Origin of the sequence: Halomonas sp. TG39a, assembly GCF_000744395.1 — a bacterium.
Classification (GTDB): Bacteria; Pseudomonadota; Gammaproteobacteria; order Pseudomonadales; family Halomonadaceae; genus Vreelandella; species Vreelandella ventosae_B.
In genome coordinates this window covers 2407641-2431641 of sequence record NZ_JQLV01000001.1, presented here as the reverse complement: position 1 = coordinate 2431641, position 24001 = coordinate 2407641, and the positions used below count along the sequence as shown (strand labels likewise).

Sequence of the window (24001 nt, the reverse complement as noted above, 5' to 3'; positions counted from 1 at the left end):
TGGTTTTCTCAAACCAAGGCGTTCTTTTTTCTACCCGGTTAGCAAGCTAGCCTAGCGCTTCTTCTTCGCGGGTTTCTTACCGGCACTGGCTGGTGCGCTTTCCTTCTCACCGCTACCGCCATTAGGGAAGTGCGCACGCACCAGTTCCAGCAGACCTTGCGTTGAGGCGTCGAAGTCGGCGGCGTTGGTGTCGATGCGCTCGCTGATTTCACCGGCGATGCGCTTGCCGAGCTGTACGCCCCACTGGTCAAAGGAGTTGATGTTCCAGATGACCCCTTGCACGAACACCTTATGCTCGTAGAGCGCGATCAGCGCACCCAGGTTTTTCGGCGTTAGTTCGTCCAGCAGCAGTGTGCTTGATGGTCGGTTGCCGGGGCAGCTGTAGGGGTCGTGTTGGCTAAGCTCTTTGCTGTCCCCCTGGCTGCCTTCCATAAAGGCGTTGGCCTGGGCGAGCATATTGGTGAGCAGTGCGAAGTGGTGGTCTTCAACGCCGGGCTCGGGCTTAAGCGAAGCAATAAAGTCGATAGGTACGTAGCGCGTGCCCTGGTGCAGCAACTGGAAGAAAGCGTGCTGGCCGTTGGAGCCGGTCTGGCCCCAGACAATCGGGCCGGTTTTGTAATTCACCGGGTGACCGAAAATATCCACCGATTTACCGTTAGACTCCATATCCAGCTGCTGCAGGAAAGAGGGTAGTTGGTTCAGCGCCTGGTCGTAGGGCACGATGGCTTGGGTTTCGGCGCCAATAAAGTTGATGTACCAAATACCAATCAGCGCCATCAGTACCGGCATATTCTCGGAGAAGGGCGCGTTGATGAAATGGTTATCCATCTCGTGAGCGCCCTCCAGCAGCTCAATAAAGCCCTCAAAACCGATCGAAAGCGCGATCGGCAGACCGATCGACGACCACATGGAGTAGCGCCCGCCCACCCAGGCCCAGAATTCGAACACGTTCTCTTCGCGAATGCCGAATTCCATGGCCGCTTTGCGGTTGGTGGAGGCGGCAATAAAGTGCGCGCCCACGTCGGCGTCTTCACCAGCGTTCTCCAGGAACCAGCGCCGCGCGGTTTTGGCGTTTAGCAGTGTCTCCTGGGTAGAGAAGGTCTTGGTGGAGACGATAAACAGCGTGGTGGCGGGGTCGAGGCGCGAAAGTACCTTCTGAATATGGGTGCCGTCCACGTTGGAGACGAAGTGGAAGTGCAACTCCGGGTGGCGATATTTGAGCAGCGCGCGAACCGCCATATTGGGCCCAAGATCCGAGCCGCCAATACCGATATTGACCACGTCTTTAATGCGTTTGCCGCTGTAGCCTTTCCACTCACCGCTGCGCACCGCTTCGGAGAACAGCTTGATCTGCTCGCGAGTGCGGGTGATCTCCGGCATCACGTCTTCGCCGTCAACATACACCGGCTCATCGCCTAAGTGGCGCAGGGCAGTGTGCAGTACCGGGCGGTTCTCCGTCACGTTGATAATATCGCCGGAGAACATCTGTGCTCGGCGCTGTACCAGCGCGGAGTGGTCGGCTAGCTCGATCAGCTTGTTAAGCACTTCATCGGAGACATGGTGCTTGGAGTAGTCAAGAAACAGGCCGCCCACCCGTAAGCTCATTTTCTCAAAGCGCTGCGGGTCATTAGTGAAATAGTCACGAATGCGGTCATTAGCGGTTTTGTCGCGTAGGCGGTCAAGCGCCTGCCAGGTAACACTGCGAGTGAGCTGAAACATAGGGCGATCCGTTTGTTATAGATGAATTGGGTGATCAGAATCGAAAAAGTATATGTAAAAATACTACATAAAAAACGGCAGATAGTAGAGGGTATTTGTGATCTGAAAAGGGTTAACTGCGTAAAACTACCAACTTTTTTTGAGGGACAGTTGTGAGGGCAGGGCAGGCGCTATGCCTACCCTTCACGTTTAACTAAAAGATGTTAAGTGGCAACGGCGACTTGGGCCGCGCCGCGTTTGATAAACGCATAACCTAACCCTGTTACCAGTGAGCCTGCCACAATAGCGCCAAGATAGAGCAGCGCTGGGGTGATGGCGTTGGGAATCAACAGTACGAAGATGCCACCATGGGGCGCCATCAATTTAGCACCCACCAGCATAGAGAGCGCGCCTGTTAGCGCCCCGCCAGCGATACAGGCCGGAATCACCCGTAGCGGGTCTTTCGCCGCAAAGGGAATCGCGCCTTCACTGATAAAGCAGAGGCCAAGTACAAACGACGCCTTACCTGCTTCGCGCTCCGGTGCAGAGAACTTGTTGCGCGCTACAAAGCTGGCAATCCCCATACCAATGGCAGGTACCATCCCCGCCGCCATAATCGCCGCCATGGGGCCGTAGGTTTCAGAGGCCAGCAGGCCCACGCCAAAGGTGTACGCGGCTTTGTTGACCGGGCCGCCCAGATCGAAACACATCATCGCGCCCAGCAGAATACCTAATAGCACCGCGTTGGTGGAGCCCATGGATTCCAGGAAGCTGGTCAGGGCATTCAGCAGCGCCGCGACCGGTTCGCCAATCACGTAGATCATGGTCAGGCCGGTGACCAAGCTAGCGACCAGCGGAATAATCAGAATCGGTTTGAGTGACTCAACGCTGGAGGGCAGTTTGACGTAGCGTGTTACCGCCAGGGCCACATAGCCCGCCAGGAAACCCGCCAAAATACCGCCGATAAAGCCGGAGCCGATATTGGCCGCTAGCATGCCGCCAATCATACCCGGCGCGATACCGGGGCGGTCGGCGATGGAGTAGGCGATGTAGCCGGCCAGTACGGGAATCATCAGGGCGAAGGCGGTGCCGCCACCGATCTGCATCAGCGCGGCAGCCAGGGTGCCTTCCTGCTCAAAGGCTTCAATGCCGAACACAAAGGAGAGCGCAATCAGCAGGCCGCCCGCCACCACCATCGGCAGCATAAAGGAAACGCCGGTGAGCAGGTGCTTATAAACGCCTTTCTCTTTGACGCTCTTATTAGCGCCGCCCGCACTGTTGCTGCCACTCTCTATAGCGGCCTCGCTGAGCGCGGCTTCAAGTGTAGGGCGGGGCTTTTTCAGCGCGTTGCCGGTCGAGGTGCGGTAGATGCGCTTGCCTGCGAACCGCGTCGGGTCAACGTCGATATCGCAGGCCAGCACGACCACATCGGCGTCGGCGATCTCTTCTTCCGTCAGCTGATCTTGGGCGCCTACCGAGCCTTGGGTTTCCACGCGAATGGCGTGGCCCATGGCTTTGCCTGCTTCCGCTAGCGCTTCGGCAGCCATAAAGGTGTGGGCCACGCCGGTGGGGCAGGCGGTGACGGCGACGATTTTCTTACCACCGGCGCTGGTGGGAACGGGAGATGCGGAGGCTGCCGGGGCGCTATAAATCGGCGCTTCTCGCTTAGCCTTGGCCAGAAAATCGCTGGGGTCGGGGAGGGCGCTGGCAATCGGTGCTTGGAATAGGCGCTTGCCTTCAAAACGCTCTGGGGCCGGTACATGGTCGGCGGCGACCACGATTAAGTCGGCGTTGGCAACCTGTTCGGCGGTCGCGGCTTGCAGCGGGGCGACTTCGCCGTGCATTTCCACGTGCACCGTCCAACCTTGGCGCTGGGCGGCTTGTTCCAGGCGCTTAGCCGCGAGGAAGGTGGTCGCCATGCCGCTGGGGCAGGCGGTAATCAGAATAATATTCATAGCGTGGCTCCCTCGGTGATGGTGTCATCAAGACGCCGTATCCGGGTGTGTTGTTGGAGTGAATCGAAATCGGCTGCATGGGGATTGCCCACACCCACGTGGCGCACTGCTTCGGCAGACAGCGCCGTGGCGAAGCGAAGGGTGTGCTCGGGGGCATGGCCACTCAGCAGGCCGTGGAGGATGCCAGCGAAAAACGTATCGCCAGCGCAAACGGTATTGGTCGCGGTCACCTTGGGCGGTGTCGCGTGCCAGGCGCCCTGGGCGCTGACCCATAGCACTCCTTCGGCGCCCGCTGAAATCAATGCATTGGCGATGCCGCTTTCATGCAAGCGCTTGGCAGCATTCAAACGTGCATCGGAAGACGTCATGTCTTCGCCCGACCATTCGGCCAGTTCGCTTTCATTGGGCTTCACCCCTGCAGGGTGGGTCGCTATCGCGGCGTTGAGTGCTGGGCCGCTGGTGTCCACCCACAGCGGCACGCCGCTGGCGTTTAAGTGGCTTAACAGTTCGCTGAAATCTTCCAGCGAGAGCCCTGGGGGCAAGCTGCCCGCCACTACGACAGCATGCGGGGGCGTGGCACTGGCCAGCTTGGCATTCAGGGTGTCGATCAACGCCTGCCAATGCTCGGCATCTATCGGCATACCGGGGCCGTTAATGTCGGTAACACGGCCGCTCTGTTCCGCAATTTTGGCATTAATGCGAGTTTCACCCGGCACGCGCACAAAGGCATCGGTTAAGGCGTATTTGGCAAAGGCCAATTGGAAGGGGGCGTCGTTATCGGCACCTAAAAAACCGCTGACGGTAACGTCGTGGCCCAGCCCTACCAGCACCCGGGCAACGTTAACACCTTTGCCCGCGGCTTCTAGCTGCGCGCTGGTGGGGCGATTGACGCTGCCCAACACCAGAGCATCAAGGTTAAACGCCAAATCCAGCGCTGGGTTGAGGGTAATACACAGCACGCGTGCCATTAGCGCGCCTCCAGTGCATCGCGCACTTCATCGCTGGTCGCTTGGGAAAGCGCCAACTGAGCACTGGCCTGGGCATCCGCAAAATCAAACTCGCGCAGGCGGGCCTTGACCAGTGGAATCTGCCGAGCGCTAACAGAAAGTTCGTCTACACCAAGGCCGACCAGCACCGGAATGGCCACGGCGTCCGAGGCTAGTTCGCCGCACACGCCGACCCATTTGCCTTGGCTGTGGGCAGCCGCCACGGTCATCTGAATCAAACGCAGCACCGCAGGGTGCAAACCATCGGCCTGGGCCGAAAGCTCCGGGTGGCCGCGGTCGATGGCCAGGGTGTACTGGGTTAGGTCGTTGGTACCTACCGAGAAGAAGTCCACTTCAGCGGCAAGGCTGGGCGCTAGCAGTGCACTAGAGGGTATTTCAATCATTACCCCAAGCTGCACATCGGTAGCGCGCTGGGAAGTCGGGATCTCTTGGAGTAGGCGATCGTAGATGACTTTAACTGCGCGGAACTCGGCAATGTCTTTGACCATCGGCAGCATAATGCGCAGTGGTTGATCCTTTCCTGCCATTAGGAGCGCGCGCAGCTGGGTTTCGAGTACTTCCGGTTGGGTCAGCGCCAGGCGAATGCCGCGCAGGCCCAGGAAGGGATTGTCTTCCTGGGGCACCGGCCAGTAGGGCAGCGGTTTGTCACCGCCGACATCTAACGTGCGGGCGACCAGCGGGCGACCCTCAAGGGCATCAATTGCCTGGCGGTATTCGCTAACCTGAGTGGCTAAATCCGGAGCGCTGGCGTGGGCCATAAACAGGAATTCGGTACGCAGTAGACCCACGGCCTCGGCACCACGCTCTACGGCATCGGCCGCGTGGGCGGTGTTGCCCAGGTTAGCGGCGACTTCGACACGGTGCCCGTCGCGGGTTTGGGCGACCTCAAAGCGGCTTTCCCAAGCATCGGCTTCGCGCTGCTGGAGGTCGAGCAACTGCTGCTCGGCGCGCTGTAGGCGCTCTTCGGAAGGCTGCGATGTGACTCGGCCGCGCTCACCGTCCAAAATCATCATGCTGGCGTTGTTGAGCGCCATCACTGCTTGCCCTGCGCCCACAACAGCGGGGATACCCAAGGCGCGGGCCAGAATAGCGCTGTGTGCCGTGGCACCGCCGCGTACGGTGAGCAAACCGCGCACACGCGTCGTGTCTAAGCGGGCGACATCGGAAGGGCCGATATCGTCCATGATCAGAATGTAGGGGTGATCTGGCGGTTCGGGAAGCGTCACATCGCAGAGTACGCCCAGCACTCGGCGGCCGACGTCGCGCAAATCGGCGGCGCGTTCGGCCAGCAGGCGGTCAGCGAGCATCTCCTGGGCGTGGGCCGCGGTTTCAATCGCTTCCCACCAGCCCGCTTCCGCCGAGCGTCCTTCACGAATGGCATCCGTCGCCGCGTGATGGAGCTCCGGGTCGTCGAGCATCTCTTCGTGCATCGAAAGAATATCGGCGACTTCGCCACCGGGGGCCTTACGCACCAGGGTTTCCAGTTGGGCGGCGCCCTCTTTTAGCGCGCTGTTTAAACGACTGATTTCGTGTTCAGCGTCGCTGGCGTGCTCGGCGTAGTCGAACTGCATCGGGCGAATCACAAACACGGGCGCAATGGCCAGGCCGGGTGACGCGGCTACGCCCGCATGGGGAGTATCGGCAGTGAGGGGGGCGATATCCGGTTGGGGAGTGCTCGCTTGCGGCGTGCTGTCAAAGCCGCCGTCAAAGGGCGACACTTTCTCCCCCAGGCCCGATTCAACCGCCTCAGCGACTGCCGCTAGTGCTGCGCTCGCCTGCTCGCCTTCGGCTGAAAGTACCAGCCACTGGCCGCGTCGTGCACCCAGGCCAATCACCTTGGTCAGGCTGGCGGCGGAAACCGGGGTGGCGCTGCCCTCTTCCAGGCGCGCCTGAATCGGCATAGCCTGGGCACGGGCAATTTGCACTAACTGCTTGGCGGGGCGGGCGTGAAGGCCGTGAGGGTTAAGCACCCGCACGCGGCGGGTCTGGGTGCTGGCGGTCTCGCCCGCCAGGGTGGCCAGCAGTTGCGCGCTGGTTTTGCCCACTAAGCTTTGGCTTTCGCCGTTCTCTAACACCGCCATGAGTTGCTCAAGCAGTGGGCGATGGGCGTCGCCATGGGCGGCCAGACAGAACAACGCATGCACCGGATGGCCCGCACTTTCCAGGCTTTGCTCCGCTGGCGTGGCGACCCCCAGCGCGGGCTGGTTAACCCCCTGGGCGCTGCTGGCCAGCCAAATGCCTTTGCCTAACCAGGTCGGCTGTGCTGCGGCGACGGCGGTAATGAAGGCGTTATCGACACAGCCACTTTGGCGTAAACGGGCAGCCGCCGCCAAGGCGAGTTCTTGTGGGTCGCGGGCGGGAAAATTGACGCACAGGGTGTCGGCGTCCAGGCGGGGCTCAAGTGCCGGTTTGGAAAGCAGGCGCGCGACATCGGCCGCGGAGGTGGCATTGGCCAACTGCTCGGAAACGCCCTCTTTGTCGAGTACGTGGGTCAACTGGCGCAGAATATCCAAGTGTTCATCGTTTTGGGCAGCAATCGTGACCAGTACGTGTACACGCTGGCCGTCGTGCCATTCGACCCCGTTGGGAAACTGCAGCACGCGCACGCCCGTTTGCTTTACATACTGACGGCTTTCCGGCGTACCGTGGGGGATCGCAATAGCGTTGCCTAGAAACGTGGATGATTGCGCCTCGCGGGCGTGTAGGCCGTCGCGGTACTCGGCCTCAACCAATCCGGCGTCTACCAGCGCCTCAGCGGCACTGTCCAGCGCGGTTTGCCAGCTGTCAGCGTTGCGGCCTAGCAAGATGTCATTGGGGCCGAGTGTCAACATAGGTGTCTCCGTGTAGAACCATAGTCGTAGCGCATCAAAGTGAGCTAGATGAATTGTCTCACCTGTGTATAGTTGGCTATGCTGAATCGATTCACTGAATGACACAAGGTTTGTGCTTTTAGACTTTGGTCTGGTAGGCGCTAACTTGCTGATAAACTGCCCGATCACACCAAGGGGAAACCGCATGACACTTGCCGATATTGCCCGGCTAGCCGGCGTCTCGCGCACGACCGCTAGTTACGTGATTAATGGCCAGGCCGAGCAGCGGCGCATTAGCGCAGCGACCATCGATAAGGTGATGGCGGTGGTGCGCCAGCACCGCTACCACATTGACCCCCAGGCGGCAGCGCTGCGCCGGGGCGCTAGCCGTTTGCTGGGGCTTATCGTGCCGGATCTGGAGAACATCAGTTACGCCCGGCTCGCCAAGCGCCTTGAACGTGGCGCCCGGGAGCAAGGGTACCAACTGTTGATCGTAAGCTCGGATGACTGTGCAGAGAGCGAACGAACCCTCGCCTTGGCGCTGCGTGCCCAGCGCTGCGAAGTCTTGATCACCGCCAGTTGCCTGCCTAGCGACGACACTTTTTATGCCGATCTGGTAGACGAGGGCTGGTGCGTAGTGGGTATGGACCGTGGTCTTAATCCGGCGCGTTTTGCCAGCGTCGTGAGTAACGACCAGGAGGCGGCGGAGACGTTGACGCGCTCGGTGATCGGCGAAGCAACCAAGCGCGTTGCGTGGTTGGAGGCGATGCCAGATCTGTCGGTGAGTCGCGAGCGGCGGGCGGGCTTTCAGACGGCGCTTAAAGGCACTGCTATAGAGCCGCTGTATCTCACCGGATCGCACTATGAGCGCAGCGAGGGGGCACGTTTGGCAGCTGAGTTACTGGATAAGCAGGGAGGTGCCGACGCGCTGGTGACCGCGTCTTACACACTGCTTGAAGGGGTGTTTGATGTGTTCTTGGAACGTGGCGGCTTACCGAACAATATTCGTTTGGCGACCTTTGGCGACCACCGGCTGCTGGATTTTCTTCCTCAGCCAGTGAACTCGGCGCTACAGGATTACGACCGTATCGCCGAGTTAACGTTGAGCTGCGCACTCACTGCCATGAGCGGACACTATGAGTGTGGCCAGCAAGTAGTAGCGCGTCATCTGCACACCCGATAAACACCAAGCCCAGGCTACAAACCCAAGCGACAAGACCTGGTGCATCGTGGTCTAGACCGTTCTGGCTTGGGCCCAGGCGGCAGCGTCCGGTATCGACATGTCGTAGCTCTCGCTTAAGTAGGGCGAGGAGAGCAGGAAGTCCGCGCTCGCCGCATTGCAGGCAACGGGCACATTCCATAGCGCCGCTAAACGCAGCAGCGCTTTAACATCCGGGTCGTGAGGCTGGGGTGAGAAGGGATCCCAAAAGAAGATCAGCACATCCAGCTGCTGCTCCGCTATCCGTGCGCCAATCTGCTGGTCACCGCCCAAAGGGCCGCTCATCAGCCCTTCGACTTCAAGTCCTAACGCGGTTTTAAGCCGCTTAGCGGTGGTGCCTGTGCCAATCAGCTCGTGCTGGCTCAGTGTCTCCTGCCAGCGAGTGGCCCACTCAAGCATTTCACTCTTTTTGCCATCGTGGGCAATCAGCGCAATGCGCTTGCGCGCTTGTAGGGTGCGGATAGCCTGGCGGGGCGGTTGCGCGTCACTCATGTCGTCACTTTCCTCTTGAGTTTTTTGCTTTTGAAAGGTCGCTAAAGATAAAGCTCGCTACAGAGGTTAGCCCGTTACTCGCTATCCAGAGCAAGGATTTTCATTGTATTGGTGCCCCCATGAGCGTTCATATGGTCGCCGCGGGTCAAAATCACATGCTCACCAGGGTGTACAAACCCTTGCGTTTGCAAGCACTTCAAGGCCTCTTGGTTGAGGTTGGTAGGGTCCATGTCGGTGGTGTCGAAAGGTATCGAGACAACACCACGATAAAGTGCCATCCGCCGCTGGGCGATAGGGCTGTGGGCCAATCCTACGATAGGCAAGCCGGAGCGAATGCGCGACGCAATCAGTGGTGTATAACCGGTGGAGGTCATGCAGGCGATGACGCTAACGCCGGATAAGTGGTTCGCCGCATACATTGCCGACAGCGCAATGGTTTCATCGATACGCTCAAAGCCTTCATGAATCCGGTGGCCTGACTCCTGAGCGAGACGTTCACGCTCGGCGCCCAGGCATACGCGGTTCATCGCCTCAATGGTTTCCACCGGATAATCACCCGCCGCGGTTTCCGCTGACAGCATCACCGCGTCGGTGGCGTCGAGCACTGCGTTGGCCACGTCGAAGACTTCGGCGCGGGTGGGTAGCGGCGACTCAATCATTGATTCCATCATCTGGGTGGCGGTAATCACCGCACGATTAAGTGTGCGCGCATGTTTGATAATGCGCTTCTGAGTGCCGATTAGCGCGGCGTCGCCAATCTCCACGCCCAGGTCGCCCCTCGCCACCATGACCGCCTCCGAGGCTTCGATAATGCCATCCAGAGTGGCGTCGTCGGCAACCGCTTCGGCGCGTTCGAGCTTAGCCACTAAGCCAATTTCTTGACCGGCTTCGCCAAGCAGTTCGCGGGCTTCCTGCATATCCGCGGCGCTGCGTGGGAAGGAAACTGCCAAATAGTCAACGCCGATCTCGATAGCGGTTTTCAGGTCGGCCTTATCTTTCTCAGTGAGGGCAGGCGCGGATAGACCGCCGCCCTGTTTGTTGATGCCTTTATTGTTGGAGAGCTTGCCACCCACGTGAACCCGGGTGTGGACTTCCTGTCCAATTACACGAGTGACATCCAAAACCAAACGGCCGTCGTCGAGCAGTAGGCGGTCCCCTTCCACGACATCATCGGGGAGGGTTTGATAGTCACAGCCGACGCGTTCTGCAGTACCGCTGTTGGCATCTAGCGCCATGTCCAAGACAAATGGCTGGCCGACATCAAGTTTGACGGCACCTTCAACAAAGCGCGCGATACGAATTTTCGGCCCCTGAAGATCGCCCAGCGCAGCAACACTGCGACCAAGCCGTGCAGCGATTTCGCGCACTTCACCTAAGCGACGACGGTGGTCATCTGCCGAGCCGTGGGAGAAGTTAAGCCGCACCACATCCACACCGGCTTTGAGCATCGCTTCCAGCACGCCGGGGCGATCGCTGGCGGGGCCAAGGGTGGCGACGATTTTGGTGCGCCGCAATGGGCTGTGAGGGCTGGTCTGCGTGTGGGAAAGAGGGCTAGTAGACGTCTGAGCTGCTGTGTTCGAGGTAGCATTTGTCACGAGGGCGCTCTCCTTATACAAGGGTATTGTTGGTAATTTAGTATTGGACTACGATAGCGTTTATATAGTAATTTTACTACATATTGGATATTTACTAGCCTTTTGGGGCGGTTAAAACGCTGTTTATCGGCCTCATGAAGCTTAAATACGTATTTTTAGTAATTTTTTTACTAAAAGTACCTCTCATTATTATTGGTTAATTGAGGAGCTATCATGACAATAAGAGTTGCGATTAATGGATTTGGCCGTATTGGCCGCAATGTGCTGCGCGCCCTTTACGAAAACAGCTACCGTGACCGCATTCAGGTGGTCGCCATTAACGATCTAGGCGATCCCTCGCTAAATTCTCACCTACTGCGTCACGACACCGTGCATGGCCACTTTCCTTTTAAGGTAGAACACGACGCTGAGAGCATCACGGTAGATGGTGATCGTATCGCCATCTCCTCAGAGCGCGACCCAGCGCAGCTGCCGTGGGCATCAATGAATATTGATCTGGTGATGGAGTGCACAGGGTTATTTACCAAACGTGAGGCAGCGGCTAAGCATATTGAAGCGGGCGCCAAGCGCGTGCTGATTTCCGCACCCAGCCCTGATGCCGATGCCACTATCGTGTATGGCGTCAATGATGATGTGCTGACTGCCGAGCATACGGTGGTTTCTAACGCTTCTTGCACCACCAACTGTTTAGCGCCGGTGGCCAAAGCGTTGAACGATGCCGTCGGTATTGAGAACGGTTTGATGACCACGGTGCACGCTTACACCAACGATCAGAACCTGTCGGATGTTTACCACTCTGACCCCTACCGGGCACGTAGCGCGACGCACTCGATGATCCCGACCAAAACCGGTGCTGCCGCAGCGGTAGGCTTAGTGCTGCCGGAATTAGCTGGTAAGTTTGACGGCTTGGCGATTCGCGTGCCGCTGATCAACGTCTCGCTAGTGGACCTGACCTTTACTGCCGGACGCGATACCAGCAAAGAAGAGATCAACGCCATCGTCGAGAAGGCTGCCGCCAACTCACCGGTATTGGCCATTAACGCCGAGCCCCTGGTGTCTATCGACTTTAACCACGATGCCAACTCGTCGACCTTTGATGCCAACCACACCCGCGTGAATGGCCGTCTGGTTAAAGTTATGGCCTGGTACGACAACGAGTGGGGCTTCTCTAACCGTATGCTGGATACTGCGCTTGCCATGCAGGAGACTGCCAAGTAATACCCTCCTTTATTAAGGGCTAAGGGCAGGTATCGCCCAGCAGCAGCTCCGTTTGCAGCAGCTGCTGGGCGAGGGGAATGCGGCCAAGAATCATCTGCGCGGCGACCCGTCCTTTGCCCACGCTGTCCTGGCGCACCGTGGTTAAACGCGGTGCACGGTATTGCCCTTCGGCAATACCATCAAAGCCGGTAATGCGCAGCTCTTCCGGTACTTGAATACCGCGCTGTTCCGCGAGCGTTAGCGCTGTGAGCGCAATGCGGTCAGACATACACAGCAGCAGATCCGGCCGCTGCTCTTTGGGCTGGTCGAGAATCTCAGCAATGACTGGCGAGCAGACCTCAAAGGTATTCTCCTCGATATTCCACAGCGGCACCTGTTCCGCATCCACTCCTCGTTCACTCAATGCGCTATGAAAGCCTTCCAAACGGGCGCGGCTGATTGTGCTGGTGTTGGGCAGCAGGGTGTGCTTGGGTGTCACACGGCCGTTGCAAACCTCTTTGGTTAAGCGCAGGTTGATAATCGCCGGGCGTTTGGGCAACTGGCTCAACGCATGGTGGGCGATTTTATAGCTGGCGGCGGTATCGTCGATATGCACCGTTGGGCAGCCTTCAATATCAAAATCGACGGCCACCAGGGTGCGCTGAGCGGGTAGTTCATCGAGCAGCTTATTGTTGGGCATTAGCCCATAGACGATAAAACCATCGGCGATATTGGCCGAGCCCGGCGGTTGAGAGGCGTGGCCCCGGCCCGGCAAGAGCAGCAGGGTATGGCCATGGGCATCAAGGACTTCGGCAACCCCGGAAAGAAACTCGCTGGCCACGGCGTCGTTCAAACTGTAGGTAAGGCTTTCGGCAAGAATCACCGCAATAATCCGCGAGCGGCCAGTGCGCAGACTGCGTGCTTTGGCATCAGGGCCGCTGTACCCCAATTGTTTGGCCTGCTTAAGTATCCGCTCGCGCAGGGCTGGGGAGAGCTGATCCGGCCGGTTAAAGGCATTGGAAATTGTCGCAGTGGAGACATTGAGTTCCTGCGCAAGATCCTTGAGTGTCATTCGGCGCTGATCAGTCACGGTACTTCCTTTGCAGGCTAATTATTAAGAACTTAATTATTTAAAATCTAGCTATTTAAGCCCTGGCTCTTCAAGTCCTGGCTTTTCAAAACAGGGTTATTCAACCAGCCGCCCAAATAAAATCGACCCGCTGGGTGTTGCCATTCCCCATGATAAGCGAAGGGGAGGTTAGGCACACACAGAGGGTCGTTATGCGATAACTTGCGTGTCTGTGTGATTAAGCTGCCGCCTGCTGTTCAGCTAATTTCAGCGCCGTACCGCTGTCATCAAACAAGTGGACTTTTTCCCAATCCGCTGCCAGCGACACCTGCTGGCCTTCCTGCCACTGGCTGGGCGCTTCGCTGCGATGAATCAGCAGTGTATCTCCCTGTTTGGGCTCAAGGTAAACGTAAACCTCGTTGCCCAAATACTCGACGTTGACGATATCAAAGCAGTTTTCATTGGTAGGTGCCGCCAAGCATAGATGCTCTGGGCGAATACCGAGCGTCAGCGCTTCACCACTTTGCCGTTGCTGGGCGTCCTGGGGTAGGGCGAGTTCTCCAATCCCTGTGGCCCGCACGCGACAGCCGTTGGCGTCGCCAGCGAGTAGCTCTGCGGGCATGAAGTTCATGGTGGGTGAACCAATAAACCCGGCAACAAATTTCGTCGCTGGGCGCTGATAAAGCTCGTGGGGGCTACCGACCTGCTCCACATGACCACCATTGAGCACCACGATTTTGTCGGCCAGGGTCATGGCTTCCACTTGGTCGTGGGTCACGTAAATCATGGTGGAACCGAGACGGTTATGCAGTCGGGCGATCTCGTTACGCATCTGCACCCGCAGCGAGGCATCCAGGTTGGAGAGTGGCTCGTCAAACAGCAGAATACGCGGTTCACGCGCCATGGCACGGCCCATGGCCACCCGCTGGCGTTGGCCCCCGGAAAGGGCTTTTGGCTTACGGTGCAGCAGCTCTTCAAGCTGCAAAATCTTTGCTGTGCTCATGACCCGCTCGTGCACGGTCTCTTTGGCGGTCTTGGCCAGTTTCAGGCCAAACGCCATATTGTCGTAAACGGTCATATGCGGGTAGAGCGCATAGGATTGAAACACCATGCCCACACCGCGTTCCCGCGGTGGCAAGTCATTGACCACGGTGTCATCCATGCTCAGGTCGCCATCGCTAATCGATTCCAAACCGGCGATCAGGCGCAAAAGGGTCGACTTGCCGCAGCCGGAGGGGCCAACGAAAACCACAAATTCGCCGTCGCCAATATGTAGGTCCACATCGTTAATAATGTGATCGCTGCCAAACACTTTGTTGATCTTGCTAAGCGTAACACTTGCCATAGGTAACTCCTTGCCGACCTCAATGCTTATGTCTTCTGGGTCGGCCTGTTGTTGTTTAGAGCTTATGAGACGACGCGCATAAATGCCGCTTGATACCCCGGTAGCGTCAGGCTGTCACCATCGCGCTGGGTGATAAAGCCGTGGCCCTGCAAATCGCTGTCTATCGCTAGCGGCAGGTTAACCGTCTGCTTCTCAGCGGTGAGGTTGAAAACGCACAACAGCTTCTCATCCGCTTTTTGGCGGGTAAAACCGAGCAGCGTTTCACCCACATCGACCAGCATTAAGTCGCCATCGAACAGCGCCGGGTGCTGGCGACGGAAAGCCAGCATGTTGCGCAGCGCGTTCAAGGTGGAGTTGGCATCATCCTGTTGGCGGCTTACCGCTAGATCGCGATGACGGGGCTCCATGGGGAGCCAGGGCTCAACGCTGGAGAAACCGCCGTGTTCGCTGTCGTTCCAGGGCATGGGCGTGCGGCAACCGTCGCGGCCTTTAAATTCCGGCCAAAGCACTTTGCCGTAAGGATCCTGGATGCGTTCAAACGGCACGTCGGCTTCCGGCAGGCCCAACTCTTCGCCTTGATAAAGGCAGACGCTACCGCGCAGCGAGCAGAGCATAGCCAGCGCCACTTTAGGGTAGGCGCTAGGGTCTTTGCCTGCGCCCCAGCGGGTGGCGCTGCGCACTACATCGTGGTTGGAGGTCGCCCAGCAGGGCCAGGCATCGCCTGCCAGGCGTTGAAAGCGCTCCAGCACTTCATGAATATAGCGCGCCGAGTGGGGTGTGTTGAGTAGGTCGAAGGTGTAGGCCATATGCAGCTTGTCGCCGCCTGCGGTGTACTCGGCCATGCGCTCCAGGGGGTTATCATCACCAATTTCACCCACTGTCGTGGCGCCCGGATATTCATCCATTAACGCCCGCAGGTCTTTCAAGAAGTCGAGATTCTCCGGGCGGCTAAGGTCATAAACATGACGCTGCCAGGTGTAAGGGTTGGTTTCCGGAGCGCCCAGGGTTTTGGCTTCGCCTTTGGGAACCGGCGGATTGTCGCGCAGCTCGGCGTCGTGGAAGTAGAAGTTAACCGTATCGAGGCGGAAGCCATCAACGCCCAGATCCAGCCAGAAGCGCATATTATCCAACTGCGCCTGCCGTGCTTCCGGGTTATGGAAGTTTACGTCCGGCTGGCTGGTTAGAAAGTTATGCATATAGTACTGCTGGCGGCGTGAATCAAACGTCCACGCCGGGCCGCCGAAAATCGACAGCCAGTTGTTGGGTGGCGTGCCGTCCGGCTTGGGGTCAGCCCATACAAACCAGTCGGCCTTGGGGTTGGTGCGGTTTTGGCGACTCTCCTGGAACCAAGCGTGTTGATCCGAGGTGTGGCTAATCACCTGGTCGATCATCACCTTAAGGCCAAGCGAGTGGGCTTTTTCCAGCAGCGCTTTAAAGTCCGCCAGGGTGCCGAACATGGGGTCGACGTCGCAGTAGTCGCTAATGTCGTAGCCAAAATCGAGCATTGGCGAGGTGAAAAACGGCGATAGCCAGATACCGTCCACGTTTAGTGACGCCACGTAATCAAGTTTTTCAGTAATGCCGTTAAGATCGCCAATACCGTCACCGCGGCTATCCATAAAGCTACGCGGGTAGATCTGGTAGATAACGCCGCCGCGCCACCAGAGTGTGTTGTCTTGCATCTTAGTATCCATCGTTGACATAAACATTCCTTAGCCTTTAACGGCGCCTGCGGTAAGGCCTGACACAATGCGGCGCTGGAAGATAATCACTAATACGACCAGGGGCACCGTGACCACCACAGAAGCGGCCATAATCGGCCCCCAGGGCAGTTCGTAGGCGCTGCCGCCTGACAGCAGCGCGATGGCGACGGGCACCGTGCGCTGGGTGTCGGTGAGTGTGAAGGTGAGGGCAAACAGAAACTCGTTCCAAGCGGCGATAAATGCCAGCAGTCCCGTGGTCGCCATGGCGGGCCACATGAGCGGCAGAAATACCTTGGTAATGGTCACCCAGGGTGTGGCGCCGTCCATAATGGCGGCCTCTTCCAGCTCCATGGGTAGCTGCTTCATAAAGGTGGTCAGCACCCACACGGTGAAGGGCAGGGTGAAGATGGTGTAGCTTAAAATCAGCCCGGCGGGGTTGTTGTAAAGGTTGAGCGCACGAATCACCTCAAACAGCCCGGAAAGCACCGCCACCTGGGGAAACATCGAAACGCCGAGAATCACCAGCAGCACCGTAGAGCGCCCGCGAAAGCGCACGCGGCCCAAGGCGTATGAAGCGGTAATGCCGAGTAGCAGGGCAATGAACACCACGCTAAACGCGACGATGATTGAGTTGAAAATAGCGCGCAGAAAGCTGGTCTGGGTGAAGATGCTGATGTAGTTATCGAAGTTCCAGTTCGAAGGCCATAGCTCAACCCGGAACAGGTCGCTCGACGGTTTTAACGAGGTGACCACCGCGTAGTAGAAGGGAAAAACGGCATACACCATGATCAGCACAATCAGCGCCCAAAACCCGATGCGCTTGGCTATTTTGGCCAACTGACGCGTATTCATTAGTCGCCTCCCAATTGGATTTGTTTACGCCCAACGTAGAGGTAAGCCACGGTAGCCAGGGCAATGATCAAGAACAGCAGGGTAGAAGCGGCGCTGCCGTAACCGACATCCTGAAACTCGACCAGCTGTTGGCGGGCGTATACCGACATCGACATGGTGCTGGTGGAATTAGAGGTCAGTACGTAAATCACATCGAAAACGCGCAGTGCATCCAGCAAGCGGAAAATCACCGCCACCATCAGCGCCGGGGTAATCAGCGGTAGCGTGACTTTGAAGAACACCCGCAGCGGGTGAATACCGTCTACTTCGGCGGCCTCGTAGCAATCCTTGGGCAGCATCTGCAGAGCAGCAAGCACCAGCAGCGCCACGAAGGGGATGGTTTTCCACACATCGACCATAATCACCGCCCACATGGAGTAGGTGGCGTTGGCCGTCCAGGCGATGGGAGCGTCAATCACGCCCAGGCCCATCAGCATATGGTTGATGATGCCGAACTGGTCGTTGAGCATCCACGCCCACATTTGCGCAGAAACGATGGTGGGGATGGCCCAGGGAATCAGCACCGCAGCACGCACAATGACGCGACCCTTAAACTCGGCGTTCAAAATCAGCGCCACAATCACCCCGAATACCACTTCCAGGGATACCGACACCACCGAGAAGTAGACGGTGTTCCATACCGACTGCCACCACACCGAGTCGGCCAGAACCCCATACCAGCGGCCATCGTCATAGACGAGGTAGTTCTCAAAGCCAATCAGGTTGGCGGCGCCTAAATCTGACAGTGAGGCATCGGTGAAGCTGAGAAAAAACGTGCGCACCAGCGGCCAGCCAGCCACCAGCGTTAGCGCAATCAGCATTGGGGCTAAAAACAGCCAGGCGGCTTTCACTCGCTGACGGCGAACTTTAGTGCCCCGACGCGGCTTGGTAGTGAAAGAACGCGCCCCGGCGGGCGCGTCATCATGCTTGATGGAGGTCGACATGGAGGGGCTCCAGGGTTACCAGTTGCGACGCTTCAGGCGAGCCAATTCGTCTTCAAGGTCAGCGACCGCTTGAGTGCCATCTTTAGTGCCGGAAAGCACATCATGGGAGGTGCTGAAAAAGGCGTTGCTCACCCGGCCATAGGCATCGCCGGTGGGGGCGGAGGGCCGTGCAACAGCGTTAACAAAGGTTTCGTAGAGGGTGCCAAAGAAGGGCACCGCTTCGAGCACTTCCTCGTCCTGGTAGAGGGCGTCGATAGTGGGGTTGTAAGAGGCTTGAATGGCGCGGCGCTTCTGCTCCTCTTCACCGGTCAAAAAGGCGACCAGATCAGCGGCTAGTTCCGGGTGCTCGCTGTAGCGCGATACGGCTAAGTTCCAGCCGCCTAGACCCGCGGCACTTTGGCCATTTTCACCACCCGCGGGCAGTTGGGTTACCCCCACTTTGCCGCGAACGTCACTGTCTTCGCTTTGGGCCAGCGACCAGGCGTAGGGCCAGTTGCGCATAAACACCGCGCCGCCGCTCTGAAAGACACCACGCGCTTCCTCTTCGGTGTAATTGAGCACGCCGTTGGGCGATATATCACCAATCCAGGAGGCGGCAAGATCAAGTGCCTCGGCAGCGTGTTCGTTGTTAATGCTAATCTCGCCATCAGTTTCGACGATGTTTCCGCCACCAAAGCTGGCCACCCACTCAAGGGCATTAACGGTCAAGCCCTCATAAGCACGTCCCTGGAAGACATACCCCTGCATGCTGTCTTTGCCCTCAGCGCGTTCGGCGTCTTTGATCTCGCGGGCAATTTCGGTGAGTTCTTGCCAGGTTTTTGGCACTTCATGGCCATACTTTTCCAGCAAGTCTTCGCGGTAGTAGAGTACGCCCGCATCGGTGAACCAAGGCATGGCGACTAAGCGGTCATCGATGGTGTTATTGGTGACGATGGTGTCAAAGTGCCCAGCGGCTGCGTCATCGCCAAGCACCTCACGTAGATCCAGCAGGTGGTTGGCGAGCAGACCGGGCCACACCACGTCGATCTGCATCACATCGATATCGCTGGAGTTAGCCGAAAGGATCTGCTGATAAAGTGAAAGGCGTTCGGTGGATGAGTTGGGCGTTGAAACCACGTCGACGCTATGGCCGGTTTTCTCCTCCCAGGCGGCGACACCCTCCTGGCAAAGCGTTAGCTCCGCGCCTACCGCACCACATGAAATGGTGAGTTCTTCAGCCTGAACCTGGCTTGCCGCGCTCAGCGAGCTGGCCACGGCGATAGCGGTAGTGATTAAAGTCTTTTTCATAACGGCGTACCTCGACGTTTATTGTTGTGGATGGTGTTGCATCAAAATCAGCGTTGAGCAGCTAACCAATCTATACCTTAATCGCTTTCTTAATCGATTAAGATTGTGCCGCTCAGTTAGCCGCTTGGGCTGGAAAAGTTCAATAGCGACTTTTGTCTAACGGGATTGTTCAGTTTTCACTAAATAAAATCGTTCCTTAGACATTAGTCGCTAATTAGCAACTAGCCGTTGGCAATAAGCGACTTAATCGATTAAGTTTTGGCTATCTTTCCTTAAGCACCGTGGCGTTTAATGACCGCCGCTATCCCCGCTGGGCGAACTGTGCAAGGGAAGTGTTATCGATATGACCTTAATCGATTTAGATATAGGCGATTCAAAATAGTCGCTTAAAAGACAGCCGCTTACCAATAACAATAGGGTACTCAAAACAATGCATAAAATGACATTCAAAACGCCGTTAGCCATTGCGATTGCCGCCGCCAGCTTAGGGATGAGCGGTGTTGCCTCTGCACAAATGACCATGGAGCAGCGCTTTGCCGAACTGGAAGCCCGCATTGAAGCAGCGGAACAGCGTGCCGATGCCGCCGAGCGCCGTGCCGAGATAGCCGAGCAATCACAATCGACCGCCGTGGCGACAGAGAGCGACGCGGAGATCGAAGAGCGTCTGGCCCGGGTGGAGCGGTATGCCGATGGCGAAGAGGGTTTCTCGTTTAACGTTTATGCACGTTCAGGCTTGCTGATTGGTGAAGATGGTAAAAGCGAAAATGCTGGCCCTTACCTGACACCCGCGGGTGGAGAGGGCGGCGCCGTTGGGCGTTTAGGTAATGAGCCGGACACCTACGCCGAAGCGATTTTCAACTACCGTATGCAGTTTGATAACGGCGCCAAAGCGCTTTACCGCACCATGATTGCTGACGGCACGACCTCCAGCAATGACTGGACTGGCGGCGAGTCCGATCTCAACGTGCGCCAAGTGTTTGCTGAATTCAGCGATCTTCCCAGCTTTACCGGCGCCTTTGAAAACGCCTCTATCTGGGCCGGTAAGCGCTTTGACCGCGATAACTTCGATATCCATTGGCTCGACAGTGATGTGATTTTCCTGGCCGGTACCGGTGGCGGTATCTACGACATGCAGTTGGCAGACAACTGGAAATCTAACCTGTCGATTTATGGCCGTAGTTTTTCTGACTATCCGATCGTTGACCGCGAGAACCCCGGTCTTGAAGGCGATACCGACAACCTGATCCTGACCTCCAACAACTACTTCGGCAACTGGCAGTGGATGGTCAACGGTATGTCCGCTGCAGACAACGACGAGCGCGACATTGATGTCGGCCAAACTGCTGCTGATACCGGTTTCCACACCATGATTGCTTATCATGGAGACAGCTTCTTCGGCATGGGCGAGGGTAGTTTCAAAGCGGCTGTGTTGCATGGTCAGGGTTTAGGCGCCGAGACTAAAAGTATTGGTTCACGGGGTGATCTAACTGATGACGCTACCGCCACGCGCCTAGCGCTCTATGGCACCACTTATATTGCACCGCAGTGGCGCGTTGCCCCCTCCATTCTGGCTGAAACCAGCGAAGACCGTTATGCCCAGGGCGATAAGTACAACTGGGCAGGGCTTAACGTGCGCCTAGCCAACGAGTTAACGCAGAACTTCGAAATGCAGTACGAAGCGGGCTATCAGTGGATGGATCTCGATCCCCAGGGGTATAGCGGTCGTAACGCCGTGGATGGTGGCTTCAGCAAATTCACTATTGCGCCCACCTTCAAGCCTGAAGTCGGCGGTTTCTGGCAGCGCCCTGAGATTCGTCTGTTCACCACCTTCAGCGATTGGGACGATGACCTCAACAACTACGGTGCCAGCTCACTGGGCAACGAAGGCTTTACCGGCGGCCAGTGGACCTTCGGCGTTCAGACCGAAGTGTGGTTCTAAACGATGCGAGTTGCTTGATGTAACTGTTTCTTCTCCAATGCACTTTGCCCGCGATCCGTCGCGGGCTTTTTTGTAGGGCTTTAATCGCATTGGTGAACGGTCAGCAGGGCTGCCCAGGGGAGAGCCTATGTCACTTCTACAAGAGAAACTAAAAGCGCCGTTACTGCCGCTTAGCGTGGTAGCCCGGCCGCGCCTAAATGATCATTTCGGTTTAAATGAGCATGTTCGTTTACTGATGGTGCAGGCCCCTGCCGGCTATGGCAAAACCACGCTGCTGGCCGAGCGGCTACCGGCGCTGGAGCAGGAAGCCGCTTGGCTACGCTTGGATCAGCGAGATAATCAGCCCGCGCGATTTTTAGCCTATTGGCAGGCAGCACTCAATGCGCTGTTGGATGACAAAGCGCCGCTGTCACCTGTGGCCGAAGAGGCCGATTGCGTTGAGCAGTTAGAGCGCTGGCTTGGCGAGTTGCCCGAGCAGCGAACTCCGTGCCGGCTGGTGGTGGATGAGTTTGAACACCTGACGCATCCCGATATCTTAGCCGGGCTGGCTCACTGGCTGCGCCACCAGCCGCCCTGGCTGACCTTAACGCTGGCGAGTCGCTCGCGTCCCGCCCTAGGGCTAGCCAGCTTACGGTTACGCGGCGAGATTGAAGAGATCGACCTCAGCGCCCTTGCCTTTGATAGCGAAGAGGCGCAAACCCTGTGCGCAGAGCAGCTCAGCTTTCCACCCACACGAGTAAGCCTGGAGCGTGCGCTACGCAGAAGCGGCGGTTGGGTCATGGTGCTGAACTGGTTAGTGGAGCGCACCACCACCCGGGCGGGGTTTGACGCCCTGGTTGATCGATTAAGTGGCGCTCACCCTGACTTTGTCGCCTGGTTTGACGAACTGCTCTCCGCTGCACTGCCTCTGGAAGAGCGCGAGCTAATGTTGCAACTGGGGGTGCTGGAGCGTTTTTCTCCTGAATTAATGGCGCGGCTATTAGAAGGTGAGCGTTTAACCCAGCGGTTGGAGGCCTTTGAGCAGGCGGGGCTGTTTATTGAACGGACCGACCCTCACGCCCAGTGGTACCGCTTTCAGCGCTTGTTTGGTGAGTATCTTCGCCACCGTCGTCACGAGCTAAGCCTTGCCACCCAGCGCACGCTCCACCAGCGTGCCAGCCAAGCGTGGCTTGCGCTCAACGACCCGGTGATGGCGCTGCGTCAGGCAATTCTCGCCGAAGCTCCTGAAGGCGTGGCCAGTCTACTGACCGCAGAAGGGCCAGCCCTATTGGCAAGCGGGGCCTACGCACTGTTGGCCAAGAGCTTTGCTCTGCTCGGCGAGCCGCGGCTCACCGCCTGCCCAGAGCTTGCACTGCTGTATGGCTGGGTCTCTCATGCTCAGTTTCAGTTTGACATTACCGCCCGGGTGATTGGCTGGATTGAAGCGCAACTAAATACGCCCGAATGGCAACGGCTTAGCGCTGAATTTGCCACCCTGCGCGCGCAGCTGGCGATTAACCAGGGTAATGCCGAGCGTGCCGCACCGCTGGCGGAACAGGCGCTGGCCGTGCCCGCCCGCTATTTAGCCTCAACGCCGCTCACCGCTACCGCCATATTGAGCGAGGCGCGATTTGTGCAGGGGTATTTAGACGAGTCGCTGCAGCGAGTTCGCGAGGTAGAGCGCCAGTCCCGCCAACGTGAAGACCACCAGCTGCTGCTGTGGTCGTTTTGTCATCAATCCGAAGTGCTGGTTGCCCAAGGTCGCCTACAGGCTGCCTACGATATTCAAGAGCGAGCCTTTGCCCACTTAGAGCGAGCTGAGCTTGAGCATCTCCCCGTGGCAGAATTTCTTTACCGGATTCGCAGCCAGGTGCTGTGGGAGTGGCACCGCCTGGATGAGGCCGAGCAGGCTGCCCTGAAGGGGATTGCCGTGCTGGACAGTCAGGGCGAGCGCTGGACGCTGCAGTGCCATATTCAACTGGCAAAGGTTGCCCAAAGCCGTGGCGACCAGGCTCAGTGCGCCGACCATATTCGTCGGTTGCGTAAGATTCTTGCCGAAGGTGATTACCACATCGACTGGGTCGCGAACGCCCACGCTACGCTGCTGGCCTGGTGGCACTCGACCCATGATATGGATGCCGTAGAGCGCTGGCGTCAGGAAGCCCCGGCACCGCTTATCGATAGTGCCACCAACCACTTTTCCCAGTGCAATGTGCGTAACCATGCCCGGGCGCTTACGCTGTTGGGCGGCTACGACGAAGCCCACACGCTATTGGAAGCCCTTGAAGCGCATACTCAGCGTTTGGGACTGGTGACTGATGCCAACCGCAACCAACTCTGCCTGGCGGCGGTTGCCTGGCATCAAGGTCAGTTAGCGCAAGCCAGCCAGCATATGCAGCAGGCGCTTAGCTTAGCTTCTCGCACCGCGTTGGTCGGCAGCTTTTTACGCCTGGGTAAGCCGCTTGGAGAACTGCTGACCAGATTAATCGCCAGCGGCACGCTGGCGCCTTTAGAGCAGGCAAGGGCAGAGCGACTGCTAACGCTTGCTGGCCGACAAAAGGACTTTGGCAGTGCCCGACGCTTAATGCTGGATGAAACGGTAATTGCCGATATCGTCGCGAGGCCAGATGTGCCCGAGCTGATCCGCACTTCGCCGCTGACTCGTCGAGAGTGGCAAATCCTGGGGCTGATTCATGCCGGTCTTTCCAATGAGCAGATCGCTGAACAGCTATCGGTGGCGCCGACGACCATCAAAACCCATATCCGCAGCCTCTATCAAAAGCAGAATATTCGCCGCCGGGACGAAGCGATTGCCCTGGCCGGGCAGCTCTTGGCACAAATACAAGGGGAGTGACGGTACCTCCACTTGTG

At 57.9% G+C, this 24001-nt stretch carries 16 protein-coding genes; 4 read left to right on the top strand and 12 right to left on the bottom strand.

Annotated elements, in window-relative coordinates; all coding sequences use genetic code 11:
* Positions 1 to 51 precede the first annotated feature (51 nt).
* From pgi to ptsP, 4 genes are all read right to left on the bottom strand, one after another.
* Complete coding sequence (pgi, locus tag U738_RS10870; protein ID WP_035580193.1) at positions 52 to 1719, bottom strand: glucose-6-phosphate isomerase; 1668 nt, start codon at positions 1717 to 1719, stop codon at positions 52 to 54.
* A gap of 203 nt (positions 1720 to 1922) precedes the next feature.
* Positions 1923 to 3653, bottom strand: coding sequence for a PTS fructose-like transporter subunit IIB (locus tag U738_RS10865; RefSeq protein WP_035580191.1), 1731 nt, complete (start codon positions 3651 to 3653; stop codon positions 1923 to 1925).
* Positions 3650 to 4621: a 1-phosphofructokinase gene (gene pfkB / locus U738_RS10860; RefSeq protein WP_035580189.1), complete on the bottom strand. Its 972-nt coding sequence runs from the start codon at positions 4619 to 4621 to the stop codon at positions 3650 to 3652. The genes U738_RS10865 and pfkB overlap by 4 nt, the downstream gene beginning before the upstream one ends.
* Positions 4621 to 7491 carry a phosphoenolpyruvate--protein phosphotransferase gene (gene ptsP / locus U738_RS10855; protein ID WP_035580188.1) on the bottom strand — a complete coding sequence of 957 codons (2871 nt, stop codon included), beginning with the start codon at positions 7489 to 7491 and terminating at the stop codon, positions 4621 to 4623. The genes pfkB and ptsP overlap by 1 nt, the downstream gene beginning before the upstream one ends.
* 184 nt (positions 7492 to 7675) lie before the next feature.
* Between ptsP and cra the strand changes: the two genes are divergently transcribed.
* A complete protein-coding gene (gene cra / locus U738_RS10850; RefSeq protein WP_035580185.1) occupies positions 7676 to 8653 on the top strand; it encodes a catabolite repressor/activator in 978 nt (325 codons plus the stop codon).
* 51 nt (positions 8654 to 8704) lie between these two features.
* On the opposite strand, the gene U738_RS10845 is transcribed toward cra, so the two are convergent.
* Together U738_RS10845 and pyk are read right to left on the bottom strand one after the other, a co-directional pair.
* Positions 8705 to 9181: a methylglyoxal synthase gene (locus U738_RS10845; RefSeq protein ID WP_035580183.1), complete on the bottom strand. Its 477-nt coding sequence runs from the start codon at positions 9179 to 9181 to the stop codon at positions 8705 to 8707.
* Positions 9182 to 9255: 74 nt separating this feature from the next.
* Positions 9256 to 10776, bottom strand: a complete 1521-nt coding sequence (pyk, locus tag U738_RS10840; RefSeq protein WP_081899086.1) for a pyruvate kinase — start codon at positions 10774 to 10776, stop codon at positions 9256 to 9258.
* 213 nt (positions 10777 to 10989) lie between these two features.
* On the opposite strand from pyk, the gene gap reads away from it, so the two are divergent.
* Positions 10990 to 11994 carry a type I glyceraldehyde-3-phosphate dehydrogenase gene (gene gap, locus U738_RS10835; RefSeq protein ID WP_035580181.1) on the top strand — a complete coding sequence of 335 codons (1005 nt, stop codon included), beginning with the start codon at positions 10990 to 10992 and terminating at the stop codon, positions 11992 to 11994.
* A gap of 19 nt (positions 11995 to 12013) precedes the next feature.
* Here the strand turns inward: gap and U738_RS10830 are convergent, their stop codons facing one another.
* The 6 genes from U738_RS10830 to U738_RS10805 all read right to left on the bottom strand — a co-directional run bounded on the left by U738_RS10830 (position 12014) and on the right by U738_RS10805 (position 19212).
* On the bottom strand, positions 12014 to 13063 hold the full coding sequence (locus U738_RS10830; RefSeq protein WP_231896836.1) for a LacI family DNA-binding transcriptional regulator: 1050 nt from the start codon (positions 13061 to 13063) through the stop codon (positions 12014 to 12016).
* A 217-nt stretch (positions 13064 to 13280) separates the two neighbouring features.
* Entirely contained in the window at positions 13281 to 14387 is a 1107-nt protein-coding gene (locus tag U738_RS10825) for an ABC transporter ATP-binding protein (RefSeq protein ID WP_035580178.1), read from the bottom strand.
* A gap of 62 nt (positions 14388 to 14449) precedes the next feature.
* Positions 14450 to 16069 (bottom strand): alpha-glucosidase, encoded by a 1620-nt coding sequence (locus U738_RS10820; RefSeq protein ID WP_035583463.1) that lies wholly within the window; start codon positions 16067 to 16069, stop codon positions 14450 to 14452.
* Between the two features lie 30 nt (positions 16070 to 16099).
* Entirely contained in the window at positions 16100 to 16942 is an 843-nt protein-coding gene (locus tag U738_RS10815; protein WP_035580176.1) for a carbohydrate ABC transporter permease, read from the bottom strand.
* Complete coding sequence (locus tag U738_RS10810) at positions 16942 to 17925, bottom strand: carbohydrate ABC transporter permease (protein WP_035580168.1); 984 nt, start codon at positions 17923 to 17925, stop codon at positions 16942 to 16944. The genes U738_RS10815 and U738_RS10810 overlap by 1 nt, the downstream gene beginning before the upstream one ends.
* Positions 17926 to 17940: 15 nt before the next feature.
* The gene (locus tag U738_RS10805; RefSeq protein ID WP_035580165.1) at positions 17941 to 19212 is read right to left on the bottom strand and encodes an ABC transporter substrate-binding protein; all 1272 of its coding nucleotides are present in this window, start codon (positions 19210 to 19212) and stop codon (positions 17941 to 17943) included.
* 430 nt (positions 19213 to 19642) lie between these two features.
* On the opposite strand from U738_RS10805, the gene U738_RS10800 reads away from it, so the two are divergent.
* Together U738_RS10800 and malT are read left to right on the top strand one after the other, a co-directional pair.
* Positions 19643 to 21151 (top strand): carbohydrate porin, encoded by a 1509-nt coding sequence (locus U738_RS10800; RefSeq protein ID WP_035580163.1) that lies wholly within the window; start codon positions 19643 to 19645, stop codon positions 21149 to 21151.
* A gap of 127 nt (positions 21152 to 21278) precedes the next feature.
* Positions 21279 to 23984, top strand: a complete 2706-nt coding sequence (gene malT / locus U738_RS10795) for an HTH-type transcriptional regulator MalT (protein ID WP_035580153.1) — start codon at positions 21279 to 21281, stop codon at positions 23982 to 23984.
* Positions 23985 to 24001 lie beyond the last annotated feature (17 nt).